Source organism: Pseudomonas sp. DCB_BI (assembly GCF_026240995.1).
Taxonomy (GTDB): Bacteria; Pseudomonadota; Gammaproteobacteria; order Pseudomonadales; family Pseudomonadaceae; genus Aquipseudomonas.
The window spans coordinates 80,817-99,591 of the sequence record NZ_JAPFCG010000024.1 but is presented as its reverse complement, the minus strand read 5'-3'; the positions used below and the strand labels follow the sequence as shown (position 1 = coordinate 99,591).

Here is an 18,775-nt window from a genome sequence, read left to right as displayed (position 1 = left end):
GATGAGTGGGCCAAAACGGCGATACGGTAAAAGCCCCACAAAGATGAGGGAGGCCAACGAGCCGAACAAGACCTGGTGCATCGACTACAAGGGTCAGTTCAAGATGCTCAACGGTCAGTGGTGCTACCCACTAACGGTTACAGACCATGCTTCGCGCCTCATCTTGGCCGCGCGCCCAGATCAGAATGGCCGTCACGAGCGGATGCATCGCAGCATGAAGCTTGAACTGCCTCTGGGGCACAATCTGATTGATCAGCAATTGCTGCTTGAGCACTTCCGACACGAGTTCAACTATGTCCGCCCCCATGAAGCGTTGGAGATGAAGCGTCCGTTCGAGCTATATGTGCCATCCAATCGGCCTTACCCAGGATGCCTGCCTATCGTGGAGTATCCCGCCGAAATGGCTGTCCGCAGTGTCAGGCAAAATGGCTCGATCAAGTGGAAAGGCAAGCTGCTTTTCATCAGCGAGGCCTTGTCGGGCGAGAGGATCGGCTTGAAAGAGGTGGAAGATGATGTTTGGGATGTGTTCCTGTGTAACCATCTCCTGGGAAGGCTTGGACGGGGTGAAAACCGCGTCCAAGCCTCAAATGTGTAAACCATGTCCCCGGTTTACGATGTAAAGGATGTCCCCGGTCGTACACCCGCGAAGAATCCAACACGGTGCATGGCACCGGCTCCGCCGGTGTTCGCGGGTAAACCCGCTCCCACAGGGATCGCGCTGGATTCTAGAAATTGAGCAAGCCAGTTGTTTACCCAGGTACTGCATCAGCCTCAAGCCTGCGGGGGTACCTGTGGGAGCGGGCTTGTCCCGCGAAGAATCCAACACGGTGCATGGCACCGGCTCCGCCGGTGTTCGCGGGCAAACCCGCTCCCACAGGGGGTCGCGCTAGCTTCTAGAAATTGAACAAGCCAGTTGTTCCCCCAGGTACTGCATCAGGGGGTACCTGTGGGAGCGGGCTTGCCCCGCGAAGAATCCAACACGGTGGATGGCACCGGCTCCGCCGGTTTTCGCGGCTAAAGCCGCTCCCACAGGGCGCCGACGCTGATTCAAACATAGCCCAAGAAAAAGCCCCGCCAGTTCGCACTGGCGGGGCTTTTTCATTCAGCCTTGGCTATCAACCGTGATGAGGCTTGTGCTCATCGGCGGCTTCCAGCGCTGGCTCCCCGGCGGCGGCGGCAGCTTCTTGCGCAGCTTTGGCGGCAGCCTCGGCCTCGCGCTTGCGGCGGCGCACTTCACGCGGGTCGTTCGGCGCGCGGCCGTTGGACAGCATGACAGTAGCAGGCGCTACCACGGCAGGGGCTTCTACGGGTGCAGGCTCGACGACGGCAGGTACAGGCTCGGCCACCACTTCTGGCTGGGCTTCGACAACCGGGACAGGCTGCTCGGCAACCGGCGCGACTTCGATCACGGCTGGGGCCTGTTCGATTTCACCAGCTTCTACAGCAGGGGCTTCCACTGGGGCTTCAACAGCCACGGTTTCGGCAACCACAGTCGGCTCGACAGCAGGTGCTTCGCCAAATGGCTGCGGAGCAACTTCGACCACTGGCTCGGCAGTTGCCTCGACCACGGCCACCGGCTCGCTGACCGGTTGCTCGACCACTGGGGCCACGGCGACTGCTTCCTCTGCCTTGGCTACAGCTTCGACCTGCTCGACCTTTTCAGCCTGCTCGGCCGGTTGGGCGACTTCGCTGTTGTCGGTTTCGGCAACGGCAACGGCAGCGACTTCAGCGGTGGCGCGCTCGGCCTGCTGGTTGGCCTGGGCCTCGGCATCGCTGCTGATGTTGCTGGTGGCCACGGCGGCAGTCACGGCCAAGCCGGCGGCCAGTTCGGCACCCAGCTCGCTGGCCTGGTGCTGTTGTGGCTGCTCTTCGCTGCCTTCTTCTTCGCCGTCGATCAGCTCGCCATTGGCGTTGCGCTGGCGCTCACGGCGGTTGCTGCGGCGACGCTGGCCACGCGAACGGCGGCGCGGGCGCTCGCCATCGGTGCCTTCCTGCTCGTCTTGCAGCAGCTCTTCGTTCGGCAGTTGCTCTTCGGCCAATTCGGCAGCCTGCTCGGCGGCTTCCTCGGCTGCACGTGGCTGACGCTCTTCACGTGCTGGGCGCGGGGCGCGTTCTTCGCGAGGTGCGCGTTCGTCACGCGGGGCACGTTCTTCACGAGGTGCGCGTTCTTCACGTGGGGTGCGTTCTTCGCGAGGTGCGCGTTCTTCACGTGGAGCACGTTCTTCGCGAGGTGCGCGTTCTTCACGTGGAGCACGTTCTTCACGCGGGGCACGCTCTTCGCGTGGAGCACGTTCTTCGCGGGCTACACGCTCTTCACGTGGCTGGCGCTCTTCGCGTTCGGCTGGCGGGGTGGCGTCCAGTGGTTCGCGCAGTTCGCGCACACGCTCTTCGCCACGGTTGCCGCGGCGGTCTTCGCGTGGCTGGCGCGGTGCACGCTCTTCACGCGGTGCACGCTCCTCGCGTGGGCTGCGTTCTTCGCGTGGAGCACGCTCTTCACGTGGCGCACGCTCCTCGCGTTGCTGGCGTTCTTCGCGTGGTGCCCGCTCGGCGCGTTCCTCGCGCGGCTTGCGCTCTTCGTCGCGGCGGCCGTTACGGTTGCGGCTCTGCTGGCGGCCGTTACGACGCTCTTCGTTGCGTGGGCTGCGCTCGGCGGCCGGTTTTTCGGCAGCGGTAACCACTGGCGCAGCAGCTGGCTCGTCCTTGCCGGCGAACAGGCTGACCAGCGACTTCACCAGGCCCTTGAACAGGCTTGGCTCAGGAGCGCTCGGGGCCGGGGCGACCGGAGCGGCAGGCTGCGCTTCATCAGCGGCGGCTGGGACCGGGGCATTGGCGCGGGCCGGGGCGGTTTTCACTGCGGCTTCCTGGCGAACCAGGGTGCGGGTAGCGGTCGGCTGCGGCGCTTCCTCTGCCTCGGTGGCGGCAATTTCGTAGCTGGACTGGTTGTTCAGCACTTCCGGGTTGTCGTCGCGCAGGCGCTGGACTTCGAAGTGCGGGGTTTCCAGGTGGTCGTTCGGCAGAATGATGATGCGCGCACGGGTGCGCAGCTCGATCTTGGTGATCGAATTGCGTTTCTCGTTGAGCAGGAATGCAGCCACCGGGATCGGGACCTGGGCACGTACTTCGGCGGTGCGGTCTTTCAGTGCTTCTTCTTCGATCAGGCGCAGGATGGCCAGCGACAGCGATTCGACGTCACGGATGATGCCGGTGCCGGAGCAGCGTGGGCAGACGATGCCGCTGCTTTCGCCCAGCGACGGGCGCAGGCGCTGACGGGACATTTCCAGCAGGCCGAAGCGCGAGATGCGGCCAACCTGCACGCGGGCGCGGTCGGCTTCCAGGCATTCACGCACACGTTCTTCAACGGCGCGTTGGTTTTTCGCCGGGGTCATGTCGATGAAGTCGATGACGATCAGGCCGCCGATGTCACGCAGGCGCAACTGGCGGGCGATTTCTTCGGCCGCTTCCAGGTTGGTCTGCAGGGCGGTTTCTTCGATGTCGCTGCCTTTGGTGGCGCGCGCCGAGTTGATGTCGATGGACACCAGGGCTTCGGTCGGGTCGATCACGATCGAACCGCCGGACGGCAGGTCGACCACGCGCTGGAAGGCGGTTTCGATCTGGCTTTCGATCTGGAAGCGGTTGAACAGCGGCACGCTGTCTTCGTACAGCTTGACCTTGCTGGCGTACTGCGGCATCACCTGGCGGATGAAGGTCAGGGCTTCTTCCTGGGCGTCGATGCTGTCGATCAGCACCTCGCCGATGTCCTGGCGCAGGTAGTCGCGGATGGCGCGGATGATGACGTTGCTTTCCTGGTAGATCAGGAATGGCGCGGCGCGGTCCAGGGACGCTTCCTTGATGGCGGTCCACAATTGCAGCAGATAGTCCAGGTCCCACTGCATTTCTTCGCTGCTGCGGCCAAGGCCGGCAGTGCGCACGATCAGGCCCATGTCGCCCGGTACGGTCAGGCCGTTCAGGGCTTCGCGCAGTTCGTTGCGCTCTTCGCCTTCGATGCGGCGCGAGATGCCGCCGGCACGCGGGTTGTTGGGCATCAGTACCAGGTAGCGACCGGCCAGGCTGATGAAGGTCGTGAGGGCGGCGCCTTTGTTGCCGCGCTCTTCCTTCTCGACCTGGACAATGACTTCCTGGCCTTCGCTGAGTACTTCCTTGATGTTGACCCGGCCTTCTGGGGCCTTCTTGAAGTATTCGCGGGAGATTTCCTTCAGCGGCAGGAAGCCGTGACGTTCGGAACCGAAGTCGACGAAGGCGGCTTCGAGGCTGGGTTCGATGCGGGTGATCTTGCCTTTGTAGATGTTGGCCTTTTTCTGCTCGCGCGCGCCAGACTCGATGTCCAGGTCGTACAGGCGTTGGCCGTCCACCAGGGCTACACGCAACTCTTCGGGTTGAGTTGCGTTAATCAGCATTCTTTTCATGTTGTACCGTCGGTTTCCGGGCTGCCGGAAACGGCGTTCGGCACACACGACGTCTCATGGTCGGTGCCAAGGTGCGCAAAGGGTGGGCGGGCCACCCCCGTGTCGAGCGACGTTCGGCACCAGCCGGTTGCCCAGCCTGCCGTTGTCGCGACGACGCGTCCTGTTTGCTGCGGTGCCAACAAGGCCCCGGTGGCTTCGAATGGGTATCCGAATCAACCAAGCGGGCCTTGTGCACTCAGTCAGGAGGAGGAATCAACCGTCAGCCGTGGACGCCCGGGGGCATCTGTTCAGGACCTTATCCGCTCGCCAGCCGTCAGTGGGCTGGTGGCCGGACGCGGTGCTACACGGTCCGAGGGCTGTGCATCTCCACCCTGCACGTATCCCTGATAATTCGGGTGCTGCCGCGCGCTGAATCCGCAACGGGTTGCATTTTTCGCCAGCTTCGAATGGGAAGCTGACGCCATTACATGTCCAAGGCAGGTATTTCCGAAGCATTCGCCGTGCGTTGCGTGGAAGCGACGGGGCGGGCAGAGGTACAACGAAAAGAATCGGGTAAGCAGGTGAAACACCGCACTTGTCGTTTTTTTCGGTCTTCTCTACACAGCGCTGGTGGCGATTCCAGGCAATTCGGTAAACTGGCGAAAACCCCGTAGGACGGCCTCGCGTCCTGCAGAATTGCGTAGGTCAGGAACCGGCCAAGGGCCTGGTTTCACTGGCCTGCCGCTTTTGGCGGCGTTCGCGACTATAGCAGCAATGATTAAGTGCTTCAATTCCATAAAAAATTGTTATCATTCCCGCCATGACGACCAATACCCCTCCGACTTCCGGCGTTCAGCTGATCGAAGTCGCGCCGGAGCTTGCCGGCCAACGCATCGACAATTTCCTTATCACGGCGCTCAAGGGCGTGCCCAAGACCCTGGTCTATCGCATCCTGCGCAAGGGTGAGGTAAGGGTCAACAAGGGCCGCGTGAAGCCGGAATACAAGATTCAGGCCGGTGACATCGTGCGGGTACCGCCCGTCCGCCTGCCCGAGCGTGACGAACCGGCGCCGGTGGCCCAGGGCTTGTTGCAGCGCCTGGAGGCCGCCATCGTCTACGAAGACAAGGCGCTGATCGTGATGAACAAGCCGGCCGGCATCGCCGTGCATGGCGGCAGCGGCCTGAGCTTTGGCGTGATCGAGGCGCTGCGCCAGCTGCGTCCGGATGCCAAGGAGCTGGAGCTGGTGCACCGCCTGGACCGCGACACCTCCGGGCTGCTGATGATCGCCAAGAAGCGCAGCATGCTGCGCCACCTGCATGCCGCCCTGCGCGGCGATGGGGTCGACAAGCGCTACATGGCGCTGGTGCGCGGCCACTGGCCGACCGCGAAAAAGCAAGTGAACGCGCCCCTGCTCAAGAGCAACCTGCGGTCGGGCGAGCGCATGGTCGAAGTGAACGACGAGGGCAAGGAGGCGCTGACCCTGTTCCGCGTGCTGCGCCGCTTCGGCGACTTCGCCACTATCGTCGAGGCGCGCCCGATAACTGGCCGTACCCACCAGATTCGCGTGCACACCTTGCATGCCGGGCACATGATTGCTGGTGACAGCAAGTATGGCGACGAAGACTTCAGTCGCGAAATCCGAGAGCTCGGAGGCAAGCGCCTGTTCCTGCATGCCTATGCGTTGACCGTGCCGCTGCCCGACGGCGGCGAGCTCAAGCTTGAAGCGCCTGTGGACGAGGTGTGGGCCAAGACTGTGGAGCGTTTGAGTGCGCCGTGACTATGAGTTGCTGATCTTCGACTGGGACGGCACGTTGGCCGATTCCATCGGGCGTATCGTCGAGGCCATGAACGCCGCTGCCGAACGTGCCGGGGAGGCACAAAGCAGCGAAGATGCGGTCAAGGGCATCATTGGCCTGGCCCTGGGCGAGGCGATCCACACCTTGTACCCGCACCTGGCGCCCGCGCAGGTCGATAGCTTCCGCCAGCACTACGCCGATATCTACATGGCGCTGGACCAGCAGCCCTCGCCGTTGTTCGAGGGTGTGACCGAATCGCTGGACGCCTTCCGTGCCGAGGGCTACCGCCTGGCGGTGGCCACCGGCAAGGCCCGTCGCGGGCTGGACCGGGTGCTGAAGGCCAACGGCTGGGAGCGGTTCTTCGACATCACCCGCGCCGCCGACGAAACGCGTGGCAAGCCGCACCCGCTGATGCTCGAGCAGATCCTTGATCATTGCGGCGTCGAACCGGGCCGCGCGCTGATGGTCGGTGATTCGGCATTCGACCTGCAAATGGCCAGCAATGCCGGCATGCATTCGGTGGCGGTGGGCTATGGTGCCATGTCGCTGCAGGCGCTGGCCGAGTTCGGGCCGCAGGTGTGCATCGATCATTTTTCCCAGTTGCGCGAGTGGCTGGGTGGTTCTGCAATTCCACTTCCAAGGTAGGTGAGCATGGCTGACGAATGGAAGGCCCCCGAGGCCGAGCCCGAGGAGCGCGAGGAGCGCAAGAGCTGGAAACTGCTGGAGAAAACCTTGCTGGCCAGCGTGCAGGAGCAGCGCCGATCCCGGCGTTGGGGCATCTTTTTCAAGCTGCTGACCTTCGTCTACCTGTTCGGCATCCTGGCCTTGTTCTCCCCGCTGATGGACATGGACAAGGCCGCATCGCGCAGTGCCAGCCATACCGCGCTGGTCGAGGTGCGCGGGGTGATTGCCGACCAAGAGGCAGCCAGTGCTGACAATATCGTCAAGAGCCTGCGCGAGGCGTTCAAGGACGGCAAGACCAAGGCTGTGGTGATGCGCATCAACAGCCCAGGCGGCAGTCCGGTGCAGGCGGGTTACGTGTATGACGAGATTCGCCGCCTGCGCGCCGAGTATCCGGCCATCAAGCTGTATGCAGTCATTGCTGATCTTGGTGCTTCCGGTGCCTATTACATTGCCAGTGCGGCGGACGAGATCTATGCCGACAAGGCCAGCCTGGTGGGCTCGATTGGTGTGACGGCGGCCGGTTACGGCTTTGTCGGCACCATGGAGAAGCTGGGCGTGGAGCGGCGTGCCTACACCTCGGGTGAGCACAAGGCCTTCCTTGATCCGTTCTCCCCTGAAAAGCCAGAAGAAACCCGGTTCTGGCAGGGGGTGCTGGACACCACGCACAACCAGTTCATCGCCATGGTCAAGCAAGGGCGCGGCGAGCGCCTGAAGGATAAGGACCACCCGGAGTTGTTCAGTGGCCTTATCTGGTCGGGCGAGCAGGCCAAGGCGCTGGGGCTGGTGGATGGGCTGGGCAGTGCCAGCTACGTGGCGCGTGAAATTGTAGGCGAGAAGGAGCTGGTGGACTTCACTGTGCAGGAGTCGCCGTTCGATCGCTTCTCCAAGCGCGTGGGGGCCAGCGTGGCTGAGCATCTGGCGATGTGGATGGGGTTCCAGGGGCCGCAGTTGCGTTGAGTTCGGCGTGCATTTTGCGGCGCCTTTGAGATCGAGCGCCGCCCGCGCGGCGCTTCGCGGGGCAAGCCCGCTCCCACATCTGTTTCAGGCCAATTTCTCCTGTCACCATTGGCGCGCGGACTGATCGGCCCAAAAGAAATGTGGGAGCGGGCTTGCCCCGCGAAGCGCCGCGCGGGCGGCGCTCGATCTCACAGGCGCAGAAATCTCAAGTCAGGCTCAAGGGACAACCACCCCCTCCCGAGTCAACATATCCACCAGTCGAATCAACGGCAGACCGATCAGGCTGGTCGAATCGCACCCATGGGTGCTCTGGAACAAACTCACCCCCAGACCCTCCGCCTTGAAGCTCCCTGCGCAATCCAGCGGTTGTTCCGCCGCCACATAGCGCTCCACCTGCTCGCGGCTCAGCTCGCGCATCGTCACGGTAAACGGCACGCAATCCACCTGGCATTGCCCGGTGGCGCTGTTCAGCAGTGCCAGCCCGGTCAGGAAGCTTACCTGTTGCCCGCTGCACTCCAGCAGCTGCTCACAGGCTCGCTCGAAGGTGTGCGGCTTGCCCAGCACCTGCTCGCCCAGCACCGCTACCTGGTCCGAACCGATGATCAGGTGCCCTGGATGGCTGCCTGCCAGGGCCTCGGCCTTTAGCCTGGCCAGTCGGCGCACCAGTTCTACGGCCGGCTCGTCATCCAGGCGCTGCTCGTCTATATCGGGGCTTGCCCACGTGTAGGGCAGGCGCAGGCGGGCGAGCAGTTCGCGGCGATAGGCAGAGCTGGAAGCCAGTAACAGAGGAAGCATGGTAGACTCCTGAATCAGTTGAATAAATTCTATCACGCACGATGCCGCCTAATTTCCTTTGACAGGGGCGGGGGGCATCCCTATTATGCTGCGCCTATGTTGAATGACCCGATTCCACCTCACGTTGACCCGCGCAAATTAGCCGATCGTGGCGTAACCCTTAACGGTTCGCTGCAACTCGCTGATTTGGAAAGACTCTGCGACCCGCTTTCCGACAATGTCGGTACGGTGCAGGCGAAGTTCGATTTTGAACGAGATGAACAGCACGTGGTGGTTATCCACAGCGAGCTGGACGTCGAGGTCAAGATGGTTTGCCAGCGTTGTCTTGAGCTGGTCACCCTGCCGATCCACAGCGAATGTACTTACGCCGTGGTGAAGGAGGGTGCGAATACCCAGTCGTTGCCGAAAGGCTATGACGTGCTGGAACTGGGCGAAGATCCTTTGGATCTGCAGGCATTGATCGAGGAGGAGCTTCTGCTCGCCTTGCCAATCGTGCCTGCTCATCATCCGGAAGAATGCCAGCAGCCGGCGGGCGCAGACGAGCCCGAATCGAGCAAGGACGAGGTATCGCGGTCCAACCCGTTCAGTGTTTTGGCGCAGTTAAAGCGTGACCCAAACGTTTAGGAGTTAATCAATTATGGCTGTTCAGCAGAACAAAAAATCCCGCTCTGCCCGTGACATGCGCCGTTCGCACGACGCCCTGTCGGAAAACGCGCTGTCGGTAGAGAAAACCACCGGTGAAGTTCACCTGCGCCACCACGTATCGCCAGAAGGCGTATACCGTGGTCGCAAAGTGGTCGACAAGGGCGCTGACGAGTAATCCTTGTCCGCTCAGATCATCGCGATCGACGCAATGGGCGGGGACTTCGGTCCCCGCAGCATTGTCCAGGCTAGCATTGCCTGCCTGTCTGCTACCCCCTCGCTGCACCTGACCCTCGTCGGTCAACCCTCCCTCCTGGAAGATCTTGTCAGCGGCCTTGCGGCTGCGGATCGCGCGCGCCTGCAGATTGTCGCCGCCAGTGAGGTGGTCGGTATGGACGAGCGGCCATCCCAGGCGTTGCGCGGCAAACCGGATTCGTCGATGCGCATCGCCCTTGAGTTGGTGCGAGACGGCAAGGCCCAGGCCTGCGTCAGTGCCGGCAACACCGGGGCGCTGATGGCGCTGTCGCGTTTCGTGCTCAAGACCCTGCCGGGCATTGACCGGCCAGCCATGGTGGCGGCCATTCCGACCCAGGCTGGTTATTGCCAGTTGCTCGACCTCGGGGCCAATGTCGACTGCAGTGCCGAAAATCTCTACCAGTTCGCTGTCATGGGCTCGGTGGCCGCCCAGGCGCTGGGTGTGCATCGACCACGCGTGGCGCTGTTGAATATCGGCACCGAGGACATCAAGGGTAACCAGCAGGTCAAGCTGGCTGCCACGCTGTTGCAGAACGCCCGCGGCCTTAACTACGTCGGTTTCGTCGAAGGGGACGGCCTGTACCGTGGAGAGGCGGACGTGGTGGTGTGTGACGGTTTTGTCGGCAATATCCTGCTCAAATCCAGCGAAGGCCTGGCGACGATGATCGGCGCGCGCATCGAGAAACTGTTCAAGGGCGGTGCCTTTGCCCGCGTCGCCGGGGCAATGGCCATGCCGCTGCTCAAGCGTCTGCAGGCCGATCTGGCGCCAGCACGGCATAATGGTGCGAGCTTCCTGGGGCTGCAGGGTATCGTCATCAAGAGCCATGGCTCGGCGGGCGTGCAGGGGTTTCAGAGTGCCATCCAGCGGGCGTTGATCGAGATCCAGGAAAACCTGCCGCAGCGGCTGCATGGCCGCCTCGAAGACCTGTTGCCTTAGGCTTTTCCCCGATGAAGTGCTTAAATGTGACCGCTTGGTCTGTGTTTCCATCCAAGTTTTCAGATTCCGCGTCTGGCTTCGCGCCTGGCGCACACTATCCGACGACAAGATCATAAGGGCTTGTTCAATGTCTGCATCCCTCGCATTTGTCTTTCCCGGTCAAGGCTCCCAGTCACTGGGCATGCTCGCCGAGCTCGGCGCCGAGAAGCCAGTGATCATCGAAACCTTCAAGGAAGCTTCCGAGGCACTCGGTTACGACCTGTGGAAGCTGATCCAGGAAGGCCCGGAAGAGCAACTCAACCAGACCGACAAGACCCAGCCGGCCATCCTCACCGCGTCCATCGCGCTGTGGCGCCTGTGGCTGGCGGAAGGCGGCGCTACGCCAGCCTTCGTTTCCGGTCATAGCCTGGGTGAATACAGTGCTTTGGTTGCCGCTGGCAGCATAAGCCTGAAAGACGCCGTTCGCCTGGTCGAGCGCCGTGGTCAGTTGATGCAGGAAGCCGTGCCGGCAGGCCACGGTGCCATGGCTGCAATCCTTGGCCTGGACGACGCCGTAGTCGTAGAAATCTGCGCCGAAGCGGCTGAAGACCAAGTGGTCAGCGCCGTCAACTTCAACTCGCCAGGCCAGGTGGTCATTGCCGGTAACAAGGCTGCGGTAGATCGCGCCATGGAGCTGTGCAAGGCCAAGGGTGCCAAGCGCGCCCTGCCGCTGGCGGTCAGCGTGCCGTCGCACTGCGCCCTGATGAAGCCGGCCGCCGAGCGCTTTGCCGAATCGGTCAACGCCATCGAATGGAAAGCGCCGCAAATTCCGGTAGTGCAAAACGTCACTGCCGCCGTTGCCGCCGACCTCGACGCCCTCAAGCATGACCTGCTGGCACAGCTGTACCAGCCGGTGCGCTGGGTGGAGTGCGTGCAGACCCTGGCTGCGAATGGCGCGGTCAACCTGGTCGAGTGCGGTCCGGGCAAGGTCCTGGCTGGCCTGAACAAGCGTTGCGCCGAAGGCGTGACCACCTACAACCTCAACACCCCTGACGCCGTTGCCGCCACCCGTGCGGCACTGGCCTGATTTGGAGAAGCTTGCATGAGCCTGCAAGGTAAAGTTGCACTGGTGACCGGCGCCAGCCGTGGCATTGGCCAGGCCATCGCCCTCGAGCTGGGCCGCCAAGGCGCCACCGTGATCGGCACAGCCACGTCGGCATCCGGCGCTGAGCGCATTGCTGCCACCCTGAAAGAGCACGGCATCACCGGCACCGGCATGGAACTGAACGTGACCAGCGCCGAATCCGTTGAAGCGGTACTGGCGGCCATTGCCGAGCAGTTCGGTGCGCCGGCCATCCTGGTCAACAACGCCGGCATCACCCGCGACAACCTCATGCTGCGCATGAAAGACGACGAGTGGTTCGACGTCATCGACACCAACCTGAACAGCCTCTACCGTCTGTCCAAGGGCGTGCTGCGTGGCATGACCAAGGCACGTTGGGGTCGTATCATCAGCATCGGCTCGGTCGTCGGCGCCATGGGTAACGCTGGCCAGGCCAACTACGCGGCCGCCAAGGCTGGCCTGGAAGGCTTCAGCCGCGCCCTGGCGCGTGAAGTGGGCTCGCGCGGCATCACCGTCAACTCGGTGACCCCGGGCTTTATCGACACCGACATGACGCGCGAACTGCCAGAGGCACAGCGCGAAGCCCTGCAGACCCAGATTCCGCTGGGCCGCCTGGGTCAGGCCGACGAAATCGCCAAGGTGGTTTCGTTCCTGGCGTCCGACGGCGCAGCCTACGTGACCGGCGCTACCGTGCCGGTCAACGGCGGGATGTACATGTAACACTGCAACTCAATGTGACGGGTTTCGTAAAAAAAGAGTCATACTGCGAGCCTAAAATCCGTTATAAAGCTGCAACCAGATTCCAGGCAGCGGGTGTGGTGACTAGCCTGAAGGTGCGTTTCGCTTGAAAAGCAAACGTCTTTCTATAAAATTAGCCACCGGCCAGCTGCCTGACATATATCCATTAGGAGTGAGAACTAGGTATGAGCACCATCGAAGAACGCGTCAAGAAAATCGTCGCCGAGCAACTGGGCGTCAAGGAAGAAGAAGTGACTAATGAGAAGTCCTTCGTTGATGACCTGGGTGCCGATTCGCTTGACACCGTTGAACTGGTGATGGCTCTGGAAGAGGAATTCGAGACCGAAATCCCTGACGAAGAAGCTGAGAAGATCACTACCGTTCAAGCTGCTATCGACTACGTCAAAAACCACCAGGCTTAAGACGTTGTAGTCGACGCTTCTTGTCGAGAAGAACCGCACTGCCTTTGCTGGCGTGCGGTTTTTTCTTTGCGAGCGTCCTGTCGCGGTTTTCTTGGGCTCGATCCCAGGCATCGAGAGCTTGTTGCCATTTCATTCCGTTGCGCTGAATGCAATGGCAAGAAACTCTGTCATTAGAAAAGGAGAGTACTGTGTCGCGTAGACGCGTCGTGGTCACCGGTATGGGTATGCTGTCGCCACTGGGTACCGATGTACCGAGCACATGGCAGGGCATTCTGGCTGGCCGCAGTGGCATTGGTCCGATCGAACACACGGACCTGTCTGCCTACTCCACCCGTTTTGGCGGCTCGGTGAAAGGCTTCGAGGTTGAGCAGTACCTGTCGGCCAAAGAGGCCCGCAAGCTCGACCTGTTCATCCAGTATGGCCTGGCCGCTGGTTTCCAGGCGGTGCGCAATGCCGGTCTGGAAGTCACGGATGCCAACCGCGAGCGCATTGGCGTGGCCATGGGCTCGGGTATCGGCGGGCTGACCAACATCGAAGAAACCAGCCGCACCTTGCACGATTCGGGGCCGCGCCGTATTTCGCCGTTCTTCGTGCCGGGCTCGATCATCAACATGATCTCCGGTTTCCTGTCGATCCACCTGGGCCTGCAGGGGCCGAACTACGCCATCGCCACCGCCTGCACCACCGGCACCCATTGCATCGGCATGGCCGCGCGCAATATCGCCTACGGTGAAGCTGACGTGATGATCGCTGGCGGCGCCGAAATGGCCGCTTGCGGCCTGGGCATGGGCGGCTTCGGTGCCTCGCGTGCGCTGTCGACCCGCAACGATGAGCCGGCCCGTGCCAGCCGCCCGTGGGACAAAGGCCGTGACGGCTTCGTGTTGTCGGACGGTGCCGGTGCGCTGGTGCTTGAAGAGCTGGAACATGCCAAGGCGCGCGGTGCGACCATCTACGCCGAGCTGGTCGGCTTTGGCATGAGCGGTGACGCTTACCACATGACCTCGCCACCCGAGACCGGTGAAGGTGCTGCCCGCTGCATGGCCAATGCCCTGCGCGATGCCGGCATCCAGCCAGAAGAGGTCAGCTACATCAATGCCCATGGTACTTCGACACCTGCGGGTGACGTGGCCGAAGTGGCAGCGATCAAGCGTGTGTTCGGCGAACATGCCTACAAGCTGGCGGTCAGCTCGACCAAATCGATGACTGGCCACCTGCTGGGTGCCGCTGGCGCGGTGGAAGCAATCTTCAGCGTGCTGGCGATCAACAGCCAGATGGCACCACCGACCATCAACCTGGATGAGCCGGACGAAGGTTGCGACCTCGACTTCGTGCCGCACCAGGCGCGCAGCATGCCGATCGACGTGGTGTTGTCCAACTCGTTCGGCTTTGGCGGCACCAACGGCTCGCTGGTGTTCCGCCGGTTCGCCGGTTGATGCACAGCTGGATCGATGGCCAGCCGGCGACTGCAGTCAACCTGCAGAACCGCGGCCTGGCCTACGGCGATGGCCTGTTTGAAACCATCGCCGTGCGCGGCGGCCGGCCTAGCCTGCTGGACGGCCACCTCGCACGCCTGGCGCTGGGCTGTCAGCGCCTGGCGATCAGCGCCGACCTGGGGTTGGTGCGCGACGAGCTGCTGCGCTTTGCCAGCCAGCTCGGTGATGGCGTGGCCAAACTCATCCTCACCCGTGGCGACAGCCAGCGTGGCTATGCGCCGGTTGCTGGTGTCGCACCGCGGCGAATCCTGCAAGGCAGCCCAATACCCAGCTATCCTGTCGAGCATGCCGAGCACGGCGTGCGCTTGTTCCCTTGCCAGACCCGGCTTGGGGAACAACCGCTGCTGGCCGGCCTCAAACACCTCAACCGCCTGGAGCAGGTGCTGGCCCGTGCCGAATGGCAGGACAGCGAACATGCCGAAGGCCTGATGCGTGACGGGCAGGGCAGGGTGATCGAAGGGGTGTACAGCAATCTGTTCCTGGTGCGCGATGGCCTGCTGCTCACCGCCGACCTCAGCCGCTGTGGCGTGGCCGGGGTGATGCGCGCTGAGTTGCTGCAGCAAGCCGCGCTGCTGGGCATCCCTGTGCAGGTCCGCGACCTGCCGTTCGACGCGCTGGAGCAAGCGGATGAAGTATTTGTTTGCAATAGCGTTTACGGCATTTGGCCCGTGCGTGGCGTAGCCGCGCTAAACTGGTCGCCGGGCCCGCTCACCCGTCAACTGCAGGCCATTGCCCGTACGTTACTGGAAACCTGAATTCGTGAGACGTAAATTCCTGCTGCTGCTGGAAATGGGGCTGATCCTTGCTGGCCTGGCGCTTGGCTGGTCGGCCTGGAAGGTCAACTCGGTCCTGGAGCAGCCTTTGCACGTGACGCAGGAACGCCTGCTGGACGTGCCCAATGGCACCACCCCCAACCGCATGTTCTACCGCATGCAAACGGAAGGGCTGCTCGACGACGCCGTCTGGTTGCGCCTTTACTGGCGCTTCAACATGGCCGGCACCCCCTTGCATACCGGCGAATACCGCATTACCCCCGGCATGACCGTCGAGCAGCTGTTCGACGCCTGGCGCCGCGGCGACGTGGTGCAATACAACCTGACCCTGGTCGAAGGCTGGACCTTCCGCCAGGTCCGCTCGGCCGTGGCCAAGCATGAAAAAATCAGGCATACCCTGGACGGTCTGTCCGACGCCGAGGTCATGGACAAGCTTGGCCATACCGGCGTGTTCCCCGAAGGCCGTTTCTTCCCTGATACCTACCGCTTCGTGCGCGGCATGAGCGACGTCGAGCTATTGCAGCAGGCCTACATGCGCCTGGACGAAGTGCTGGCCAAGGAGTGGGCCGAGCGCACCACCGACCTGCCGTATCGCGACCCGTACCAGGCACTGATCATGGCTTCGCTGGTAGAGAAGGAAACCGGCATTCCACAGGAGCGCGGGCAGATAGCCGGCGTATTCGTGCGGCGAATGCGCCTGGGTATGATGCTGCAAACCGACCCGACGGTGATCTACGGCATGGGTGAGCGCTACAACGGCAAGATCACCCGCGCCGACCTGCGCGAGCCAACGCCCTACAATACCTACACCATGACCGGTCTGCCGCCCACGCCAATCGCGATGGTCGGCCGTGAGGCGATTCACGCGGCGCTCAACCCGTCAGAAGGTACCAGCCTGTACTTCGTCGCCCGTGGCGACGGCAGCCATGTGTTCTCCGACGACCTTGACGACCATAACTCGGCGGTGCGTGAGTTCCAGCTCAAGCGCCGCTCGGACTACCGCTCCAGCCCTGCACCGCAGTCGCCGTCAGCGCCGCAGCCTGAGTCGCAGCCAGGGAGTGATGAGGCTGCGCCGCCCGAAGCACCTGAGGTGGATCAGCCGGCTGCGCAGCCAGCGCCCGACGAGCCGCCGGTGCAGGACGCCCCTGCCGGCGGTGCGCAAGCGGCCGAGCGGCCATCGCCTGACGAACAACATTAAGGACTGCCTGTGAACGGCTTGTTTATTACTTTGGAAGGCCCCGAGGGCGCGGGCAAGAGCACCAATCGCGACTACTTGGCAGCGCGCTTGCGCGAGCACGGGCTTGACGTGGTGCTGACCCGGGAGCCCGGTGGTACGCCGTTGGCGGAAAAGGTGCGCGAGCTGCTACTGGCCCCCACTGAAGAAAACATGGCTGCCGATACCGAGCTGTTGCTGGTGTTCGCCGCACGTGCCCAGCACCTGGCCCAGGTGATCCGCCCGGCCCTGGCGCGCGGAGCCGTTGTCCTGTGCGACCGGTTTACCGATGCCACTTACGCCTACCAAGGCGGCGGGCGTGGGTTATCGGTCGAGCGGATCGCCACCCTGGAGCAATTCGTCCAGGGTGACCTGCGCCCGGACCTTACCTTGGTATTCGACTTGCCAGTGGAAGTGGGCCTGGCCCGCGCCGCGGCCCGGGGCCGCCTGGACCGTTTCGAACAGGAAGGCCAGGCTTTCTTCGAAGCCGTACGCCAGGCCTACCTGCAACGTGCCCAACGCGAACCGCAGCGCTATAACCTGCTCGATGCCGCTCAATCACTGGAGGCAGTGCAGCGCGCCATCGACGCGCTGCTGCCGGCCATCGTGGAGCGTTGCCGTGGCTGAGGCCTACCCCTGGCAGCAGGCGCTCTGGCAGCAACTGGCTGGGCGCCGCCAGCATGCCCATGCCTACCTGCTGCATGGGCCGCAGGGCATCGGCAAGCGGGCCATGGCCGAGCGCCTGATGGCCCGCTTGCTGTGCCAGCAGCCTCAGGGCCTGGATGCCTGTGGCGGGTGCAAGTCCTGCCTGTTGCTGAAGGCCGGCAGCCACCCGGACAATTTCGTCCTTGAGCCCGAGGAGGCTGACAAGCCGATCAAGGTTGACCAGGTACGTGAACTGGTGGCCTTCGTGGTGCAGACCGCACAGTTGGGCGGGCGCAAGGTGGTGTTGATCGAGCCGGTGGAGGCGATGAACACCAACGCTTCCAACGCACTGCTGAAAAGTCTCGAAGAGCCTTCTGGCGATACGGTGCTGCTGCTGGTTACCCATCAGCCCAGCCGGTTGTTGCCGACGATCAAGAGCCGTTGTCAGCAAGTGGCTTGCCCGCAGCCAAGCCTGGCCCAGAGCCAGGCCTGGTTGGCCGGTGCGCTCCCTGACAGTGACGAGGCCGAACGCGTCGAGCTGCTGACCCTGGCCGCCGGTTCGCCGTTGATGGCAGTAAGCCTGCAGGCGCAAGGTGTGCGCGAGCAGCGCGCGCTGGTGACTGACGGGGTGAAGAAGCTGCTGAAACAGCAGCAATCGCCCAGCCAGTTGGCCGATGCCTGGAACGGCGTGCCGCTGCTGCTGCTGTTCGACTGGTTCTGTGAGTGGGCGCACCTGATCTTGCGCTACCAGTTGACCCAGGACGAGGAGGGTTTAGGCTTGGCCGATATGCGCAAGGTCGTGCAATACCTGGCGCAGAAAAGCCGTCAGACCAAGGTGCTGGAAGTGCAGGCTTGGGTCCTGGAGCAGCGCCAGAAGGTGCTGGGCAAGGCCAACCTGAACCGTGCCCTGTTGCTTGAATCGCTGCTGGCCCACTGGCTACAACTGCCGGGCGCCCGCTGATTTTTACTTTTTTCATGTGTGCTGTTATCCCATGCTCGTAGACTCCCATTGCCACCTCGACCGCCTAGACCTCAGTGCCCACCAGGGCTCGCTCGACGCTGCCCTGCAGGCGGCGCGTGACCGTGGGGTAGGGCATTTCCTTTGCATTGGCGTCAGTGCCGAGAACGCCGGCGCGGTGAAGGCGCTGAGTGAGCAGTACGCTGATGTCGACTGCTCGGTGGGTGTGCACCCGCTGGACCTGGCCCCGGGCGAGACCCCGGCGCTGGAATGGCTGCTGCGCGAGCTGGCGCACCCGCATGTGGTGGCGATTGGCGAGACCGGGTTGGATTACCATTACGAGCCGGAGGCGGCAGCGTTGCAGCAGGCTTCGTTCCGCTTGCACCTGGAGGCCTCGCGACAGACCGGCAAGCCGGTGATCGTGCATACCCGGGCGGCACGTGCCGATACCCTGGCGCTGCTGCGTGAGGCGAACCTGCCGCAAGCGGGCGTGTTGCACTGCTTTACCGAAGACTGGGACATGGCCAAGGCGGCGCTGGACCTGGGGTATTACATTTCGCTGTCGGGCATCGTTACCTTCCGCAATGCCGATGCCCTGCGCGAAGTGGCACGGCAGGTGCCGGTCGATCGCTTGCTGGTAGAGACCGATTCGCCGTATCTGGCGCCGATTCCCCACCGCGGCAAGCCGAATTTGCCGCAGTATGTGCGGGAAGTGGCGGAGTATGTGGCTTCGTTGCGGGGGGCCAGTTATGAGCAGCTGGCCGAGCAGACCACTGCCAACTTCAAGCGGTTGTTCCCGTTGGCGCGGGTGGCCTGATTCTCGGCAAAAAAAACCCGGGTTCTGGGGGGGGAATCCGGGTTAAGACCATTAGGAGTAAAACAAAGGCACGCGGTCCCTGAGCACCTTTATCGGCGCGCCACTTGGGGGGGATGCGCCGCGCCAACACTTCAAGTATTGGTCA

18 protein-coding genes are annotated in these 18,775 nt (G+C 62.9%); 16 read left to right on the top strand and 2 right to left on the bottom strand.

Annotated features, from left to right (window positions below):
* Positions 1-595, top strand: a 595-nt coding sequence (locus OO258_RS23225) for an integrase core domain-containing protein (protein ID WP_266033074.1), incomplete at its 5' end; no start/stop codon positions are given.
* 520 nt (positions 596-1,115) lie between these two features.
* Here the strand turns inward: OO258_RS23225 and rne are convergent.
* Entirely contained in the window at positions 1,116-4,424 is a 3,309-nt protein-coding gene (rne, locus tag OO258_RS23220) for a ribonuclease E (RefSeq protein ID WP_266033072.1), read from the bottom strand.
* 799 nt (positions 4,425-5,223) lie between these two features.
* On the opposite strand from rne, the gene rluC reads away from it, so the two are divergent.
* From rluC to OO258_RS23205, 3 genes are read left to right on the top strand one after another with little or no spacing between them, the layout of a single operon-like run.
* The gene (gene rluC / locus OO258_RS23215) at positions 5,224-6,180 is read left to right on the top strand and encodes a 23S rRNA pseudouridine(955/2504/2580) synthase RluC (protein WP_110744543.1); all 957 of its coding nucleotides are present in this window, start codon (positions 5,224-5,226) and stop codon (positions 6,178-6,180) included.
* On the top strand, positions 6,170-6,844 hold the full coding sequence (locus OO258_RS23210; RefSeq protein ID WP_110744542.1) for an HAD family hydrolase: 675 nt from the start codon (positions 6,170-6,172) through the stop codon (positions 6,842-6,844). The genes rluC and OO258_RS23210 overlap by 11 nt, the downstream gene beginning before the upstream one ends.
* A 6-nt stretch (positions 6,845-6,850) precedes the next feature.
* Positions 6,851-7,840 carry a S49 family peptidase gene (locus OO258_RS23205; RefSeq protein ID WP_110744541.1) on the top strand — a complete coding sequence of 330 codons (990 nt, stop codon included), beginning with the start codon at positions 6,851-6,853 and terminating at the stop codon, positions 7,838-7,840.
* 216 nt (positions 7,841-8,056) lie between these two features.
* Here the strand turns inward: OO258_RS23205 and OO258_RS23200 are convergent, their stop codons facing one another.
* Entirely contained in the window at positions 8,057-8,635 is a 579-nt protein-coding gene (locus OO258_RS23200) for a Maf family protein (RefSeq protein WP_266033065.1), read from the bottom strand.
* Positions 8,636-8,731: 96 nt separating this feature from the next.
* On the opposite strand from OO258_RS23200, the gene OO258_RS23195 reads away from it, so the two are divergent.
* From OO258_RS23195 to OO258_RS23140, 12 genes are all read left to right on the top strand, one after another.
* Positions 8,732-9,259, top strand: a complete 528-nt coding sequence (locus tag OO258_RS23195; RefSeq protein WP_012313431.1) for a YceD family protein — start codon at positions 8,732-8,734, stop codon at positions 9,257-9,259.
* Between the two features lie 13 nt (positions 9,260-9,272).
* Complete coding sequence (rpmF, locus tag OO258_RS23190) at positions 9,273-9,455, top strand: 50S ribosomal protein L32 (RefSeq protein WP_003247154.1); 183 nt, start codon at positions 9,273-9,275, stop codon at positions 9,453-9,455.
* A gap of 3 nt (positions 9,456-9,458) precedes the next feature.
* Positions 9,459-10,469 (top strand): phosphate acyltransferase PlsX, encoded by a 1,011-nt coding sequence (gene plsX / locus OO258_RS23185; protein WP_110744539.1) that lies wholly within the window; start codon positions 9,459-9,461, stop codon positions 10,467-10,469.
* 127 nt (positions 10,470-10,596) lie between these two features.
* A complete protein-coding gene (fabD, locus tag OO258_RS23180; protein WP_266033055.1) occupies positions 10,597-11,535 on the top strand; it encodes an ACP S-malonyltransferase in 939 nt (312 codons plus the stop codon).
* Between the two features lie 15 nt (positions 11,536-11,550).
* A complete protein-coding gene (gene fabG / locus OO258_RS23175) occupies positions 11,551-12,291 on the top strand; it encodes a 3-oxoacyl-ACP reductase FabG (RefSeq protein ID WP_266033052.1) in 741 nt (246 codons plus the stop codon).
* A 203-nt stretch (positions 12,292-12,494) separates the two neighbouring features.
* Positions 12,495-12,731 carry an acyl carrier protein gene (acpP, locus tag OO258_RS23170; protein WP_110638330.1) on the top strand — a complete coding sequence of 79 codons (237 nt, stop codon included), beginning with the start codon at positions 12,495-12,497 and terminating at the stop codon, positions 12,729-12,731.
* A 188-nt stretch (positions 12,732-12,919) separates the two neighbouring features.
* Positions 12,920-14,164, top strand: coding sequence for a beta-ketoacyl-ACP synthase II (fabF, locus tag OO258_RS23165; protein WP_110744535.1), 1,245 nt, complete (start codon positions 12,920-12,922; stop codon positions 14,162-14,164).
* Complete coding sequence (gene pabC, locus OO258_RS23160; protein ID WP_266033046.1) at positions 14,164-14,979, top strand: aminodeoxychorismate lyase; 816 nt, start codon at positions 14,164-14,166, stop codon at positions 14,977-14,979. Before fabF ends, pabC begins: the two co-directional genes overlap by 1 nt.
* A 4-nt stretch (positions 14,980-14,983) precedes the next feature.
* The gene (mltG, locus tag OO258_RS23155) at positions 14,984-16,195 is read left to right on the top strand and encodes an endolytic transglycosylase MltG (protein WP_110744533.1); all 1,212 of its coding nucleotides are present in this window, start codon (positions 14,984-14,986) and stop codon (positions 16,193-16,195) included.
* A gap of 9 nt (positions 16,196-16,204) precedes the next feature.
* Complete coding sequence (gene tmk, locus OO258_RS23150; protein WP_266033040.1) at positions 16,205-16,837, top strand: dTMP kinase; 633 nt, start codon at positions 16,205-16,207, stop codon at positions 16,835-16,837.
* Complete coding sequence (locus OO258_RS23145) at positions 16,830-17,816, top strand: DNA polymerase III subunit delta' (RefSeq protein WP_266033038.1); 987 nt, start codon at positions 16,830-16,832, stop codon at positions 17,814-17,816. The genes tmk and OO258_RS23145 overlap by 8 nt, the downstream gene beginning before the upstream one ends.
* Positions 17,817-17,847: 31 nt before the next feature.
* Positions 17,848-18,630, top strand: coding sequence for a TatD family hydrolase (locus OO258_RS23140; protein ID WP_266033035.1), 783 nt, complete (start codon positions 17,848-17,850; stop codon positions 18,628-18,630).
* The last annotated feature ends 145 nt before the right edge of the window (positions 18,631-18,775 follow it).

Excerpts from the sequence above, each read along its gene's own strand:
- rne (WP_266033072.1), bottom strand. The coding sequence starts at position 4,424 with ATGAAAAGAATGCTGATTAACGCAACTCAACCCGAAGAGTTGCGTGTA.
- rluC (WP_110744543.1), top strand. The coding sequence starts at position 5,224 with ATGACGACCAATACCCCTCCGACTTCCGGCGTTCAGCTGATCGAAGTC.
- OO258_RS23205 (WP_110744541.1), top strand. The coding sequence starts at position 6,851 with ATGGCTGACGAATGGAAGGCCCCCGAGGCCGAGCCCGAGGAGCGCGAG.
- OO258_RS23200 (WP_266033065.1), bottom strand. The coding sequence starts at position 8,635 with ATGCTTCCTCTGTTACTGGCTTCCAGCTCTGCCTATCGCCGCGAACTG.
- OO258_RS23195 (WP_012313431.1), top strand. The coding sequence starts at position 8,732 with ATGTTGAATGACCCGATTCCACCTCACGTTGACCCGCGCAAATTAGCC.
- rpmF (WP_003247154.1), top strand. The coding sequence starts at position 9,273 with ATGGCTGTTCAGCAGAACAAAAAATCCCGCTCTGCCCGTGACATGCGC.
- fabD (WP_266033055.1), top strand. The coding sequence starts at position 10,597 with ATGTCTGCATCCCTCGCATTTGTCTTTCCCGGTCAAGGCTCCCAGTCA.
- fabG (WP_266033052.1), top strand. The coding sequence starts at position 11,551 with ATGAGCCTGCAAGGTAAAGTTGCACTGGTGACCGGCGCCAGCCGTGGC.
- acpP (WP_110638330.1), top strand. The coding sequence starts at position 12,495 with ATGAGCACCATCGAAGAACGCGTCAAGAAAATCGTCGCCGAGCAACTG.
- pabC (WP_266033046.1), top strand. The coding sequence starts at position 14,164 with ATGCACAGCTGGATCGATGGCCAGCCGGCGACTGCAGTCAACCTGCAG.
- OO258_RS23140 (WP_266033035.1), top strand. The coding sequence starts at position 17,848 with ATGCTCGTAGACTCCCATTGCCACCTCGACCGCCTAGACCTCAGTGCC.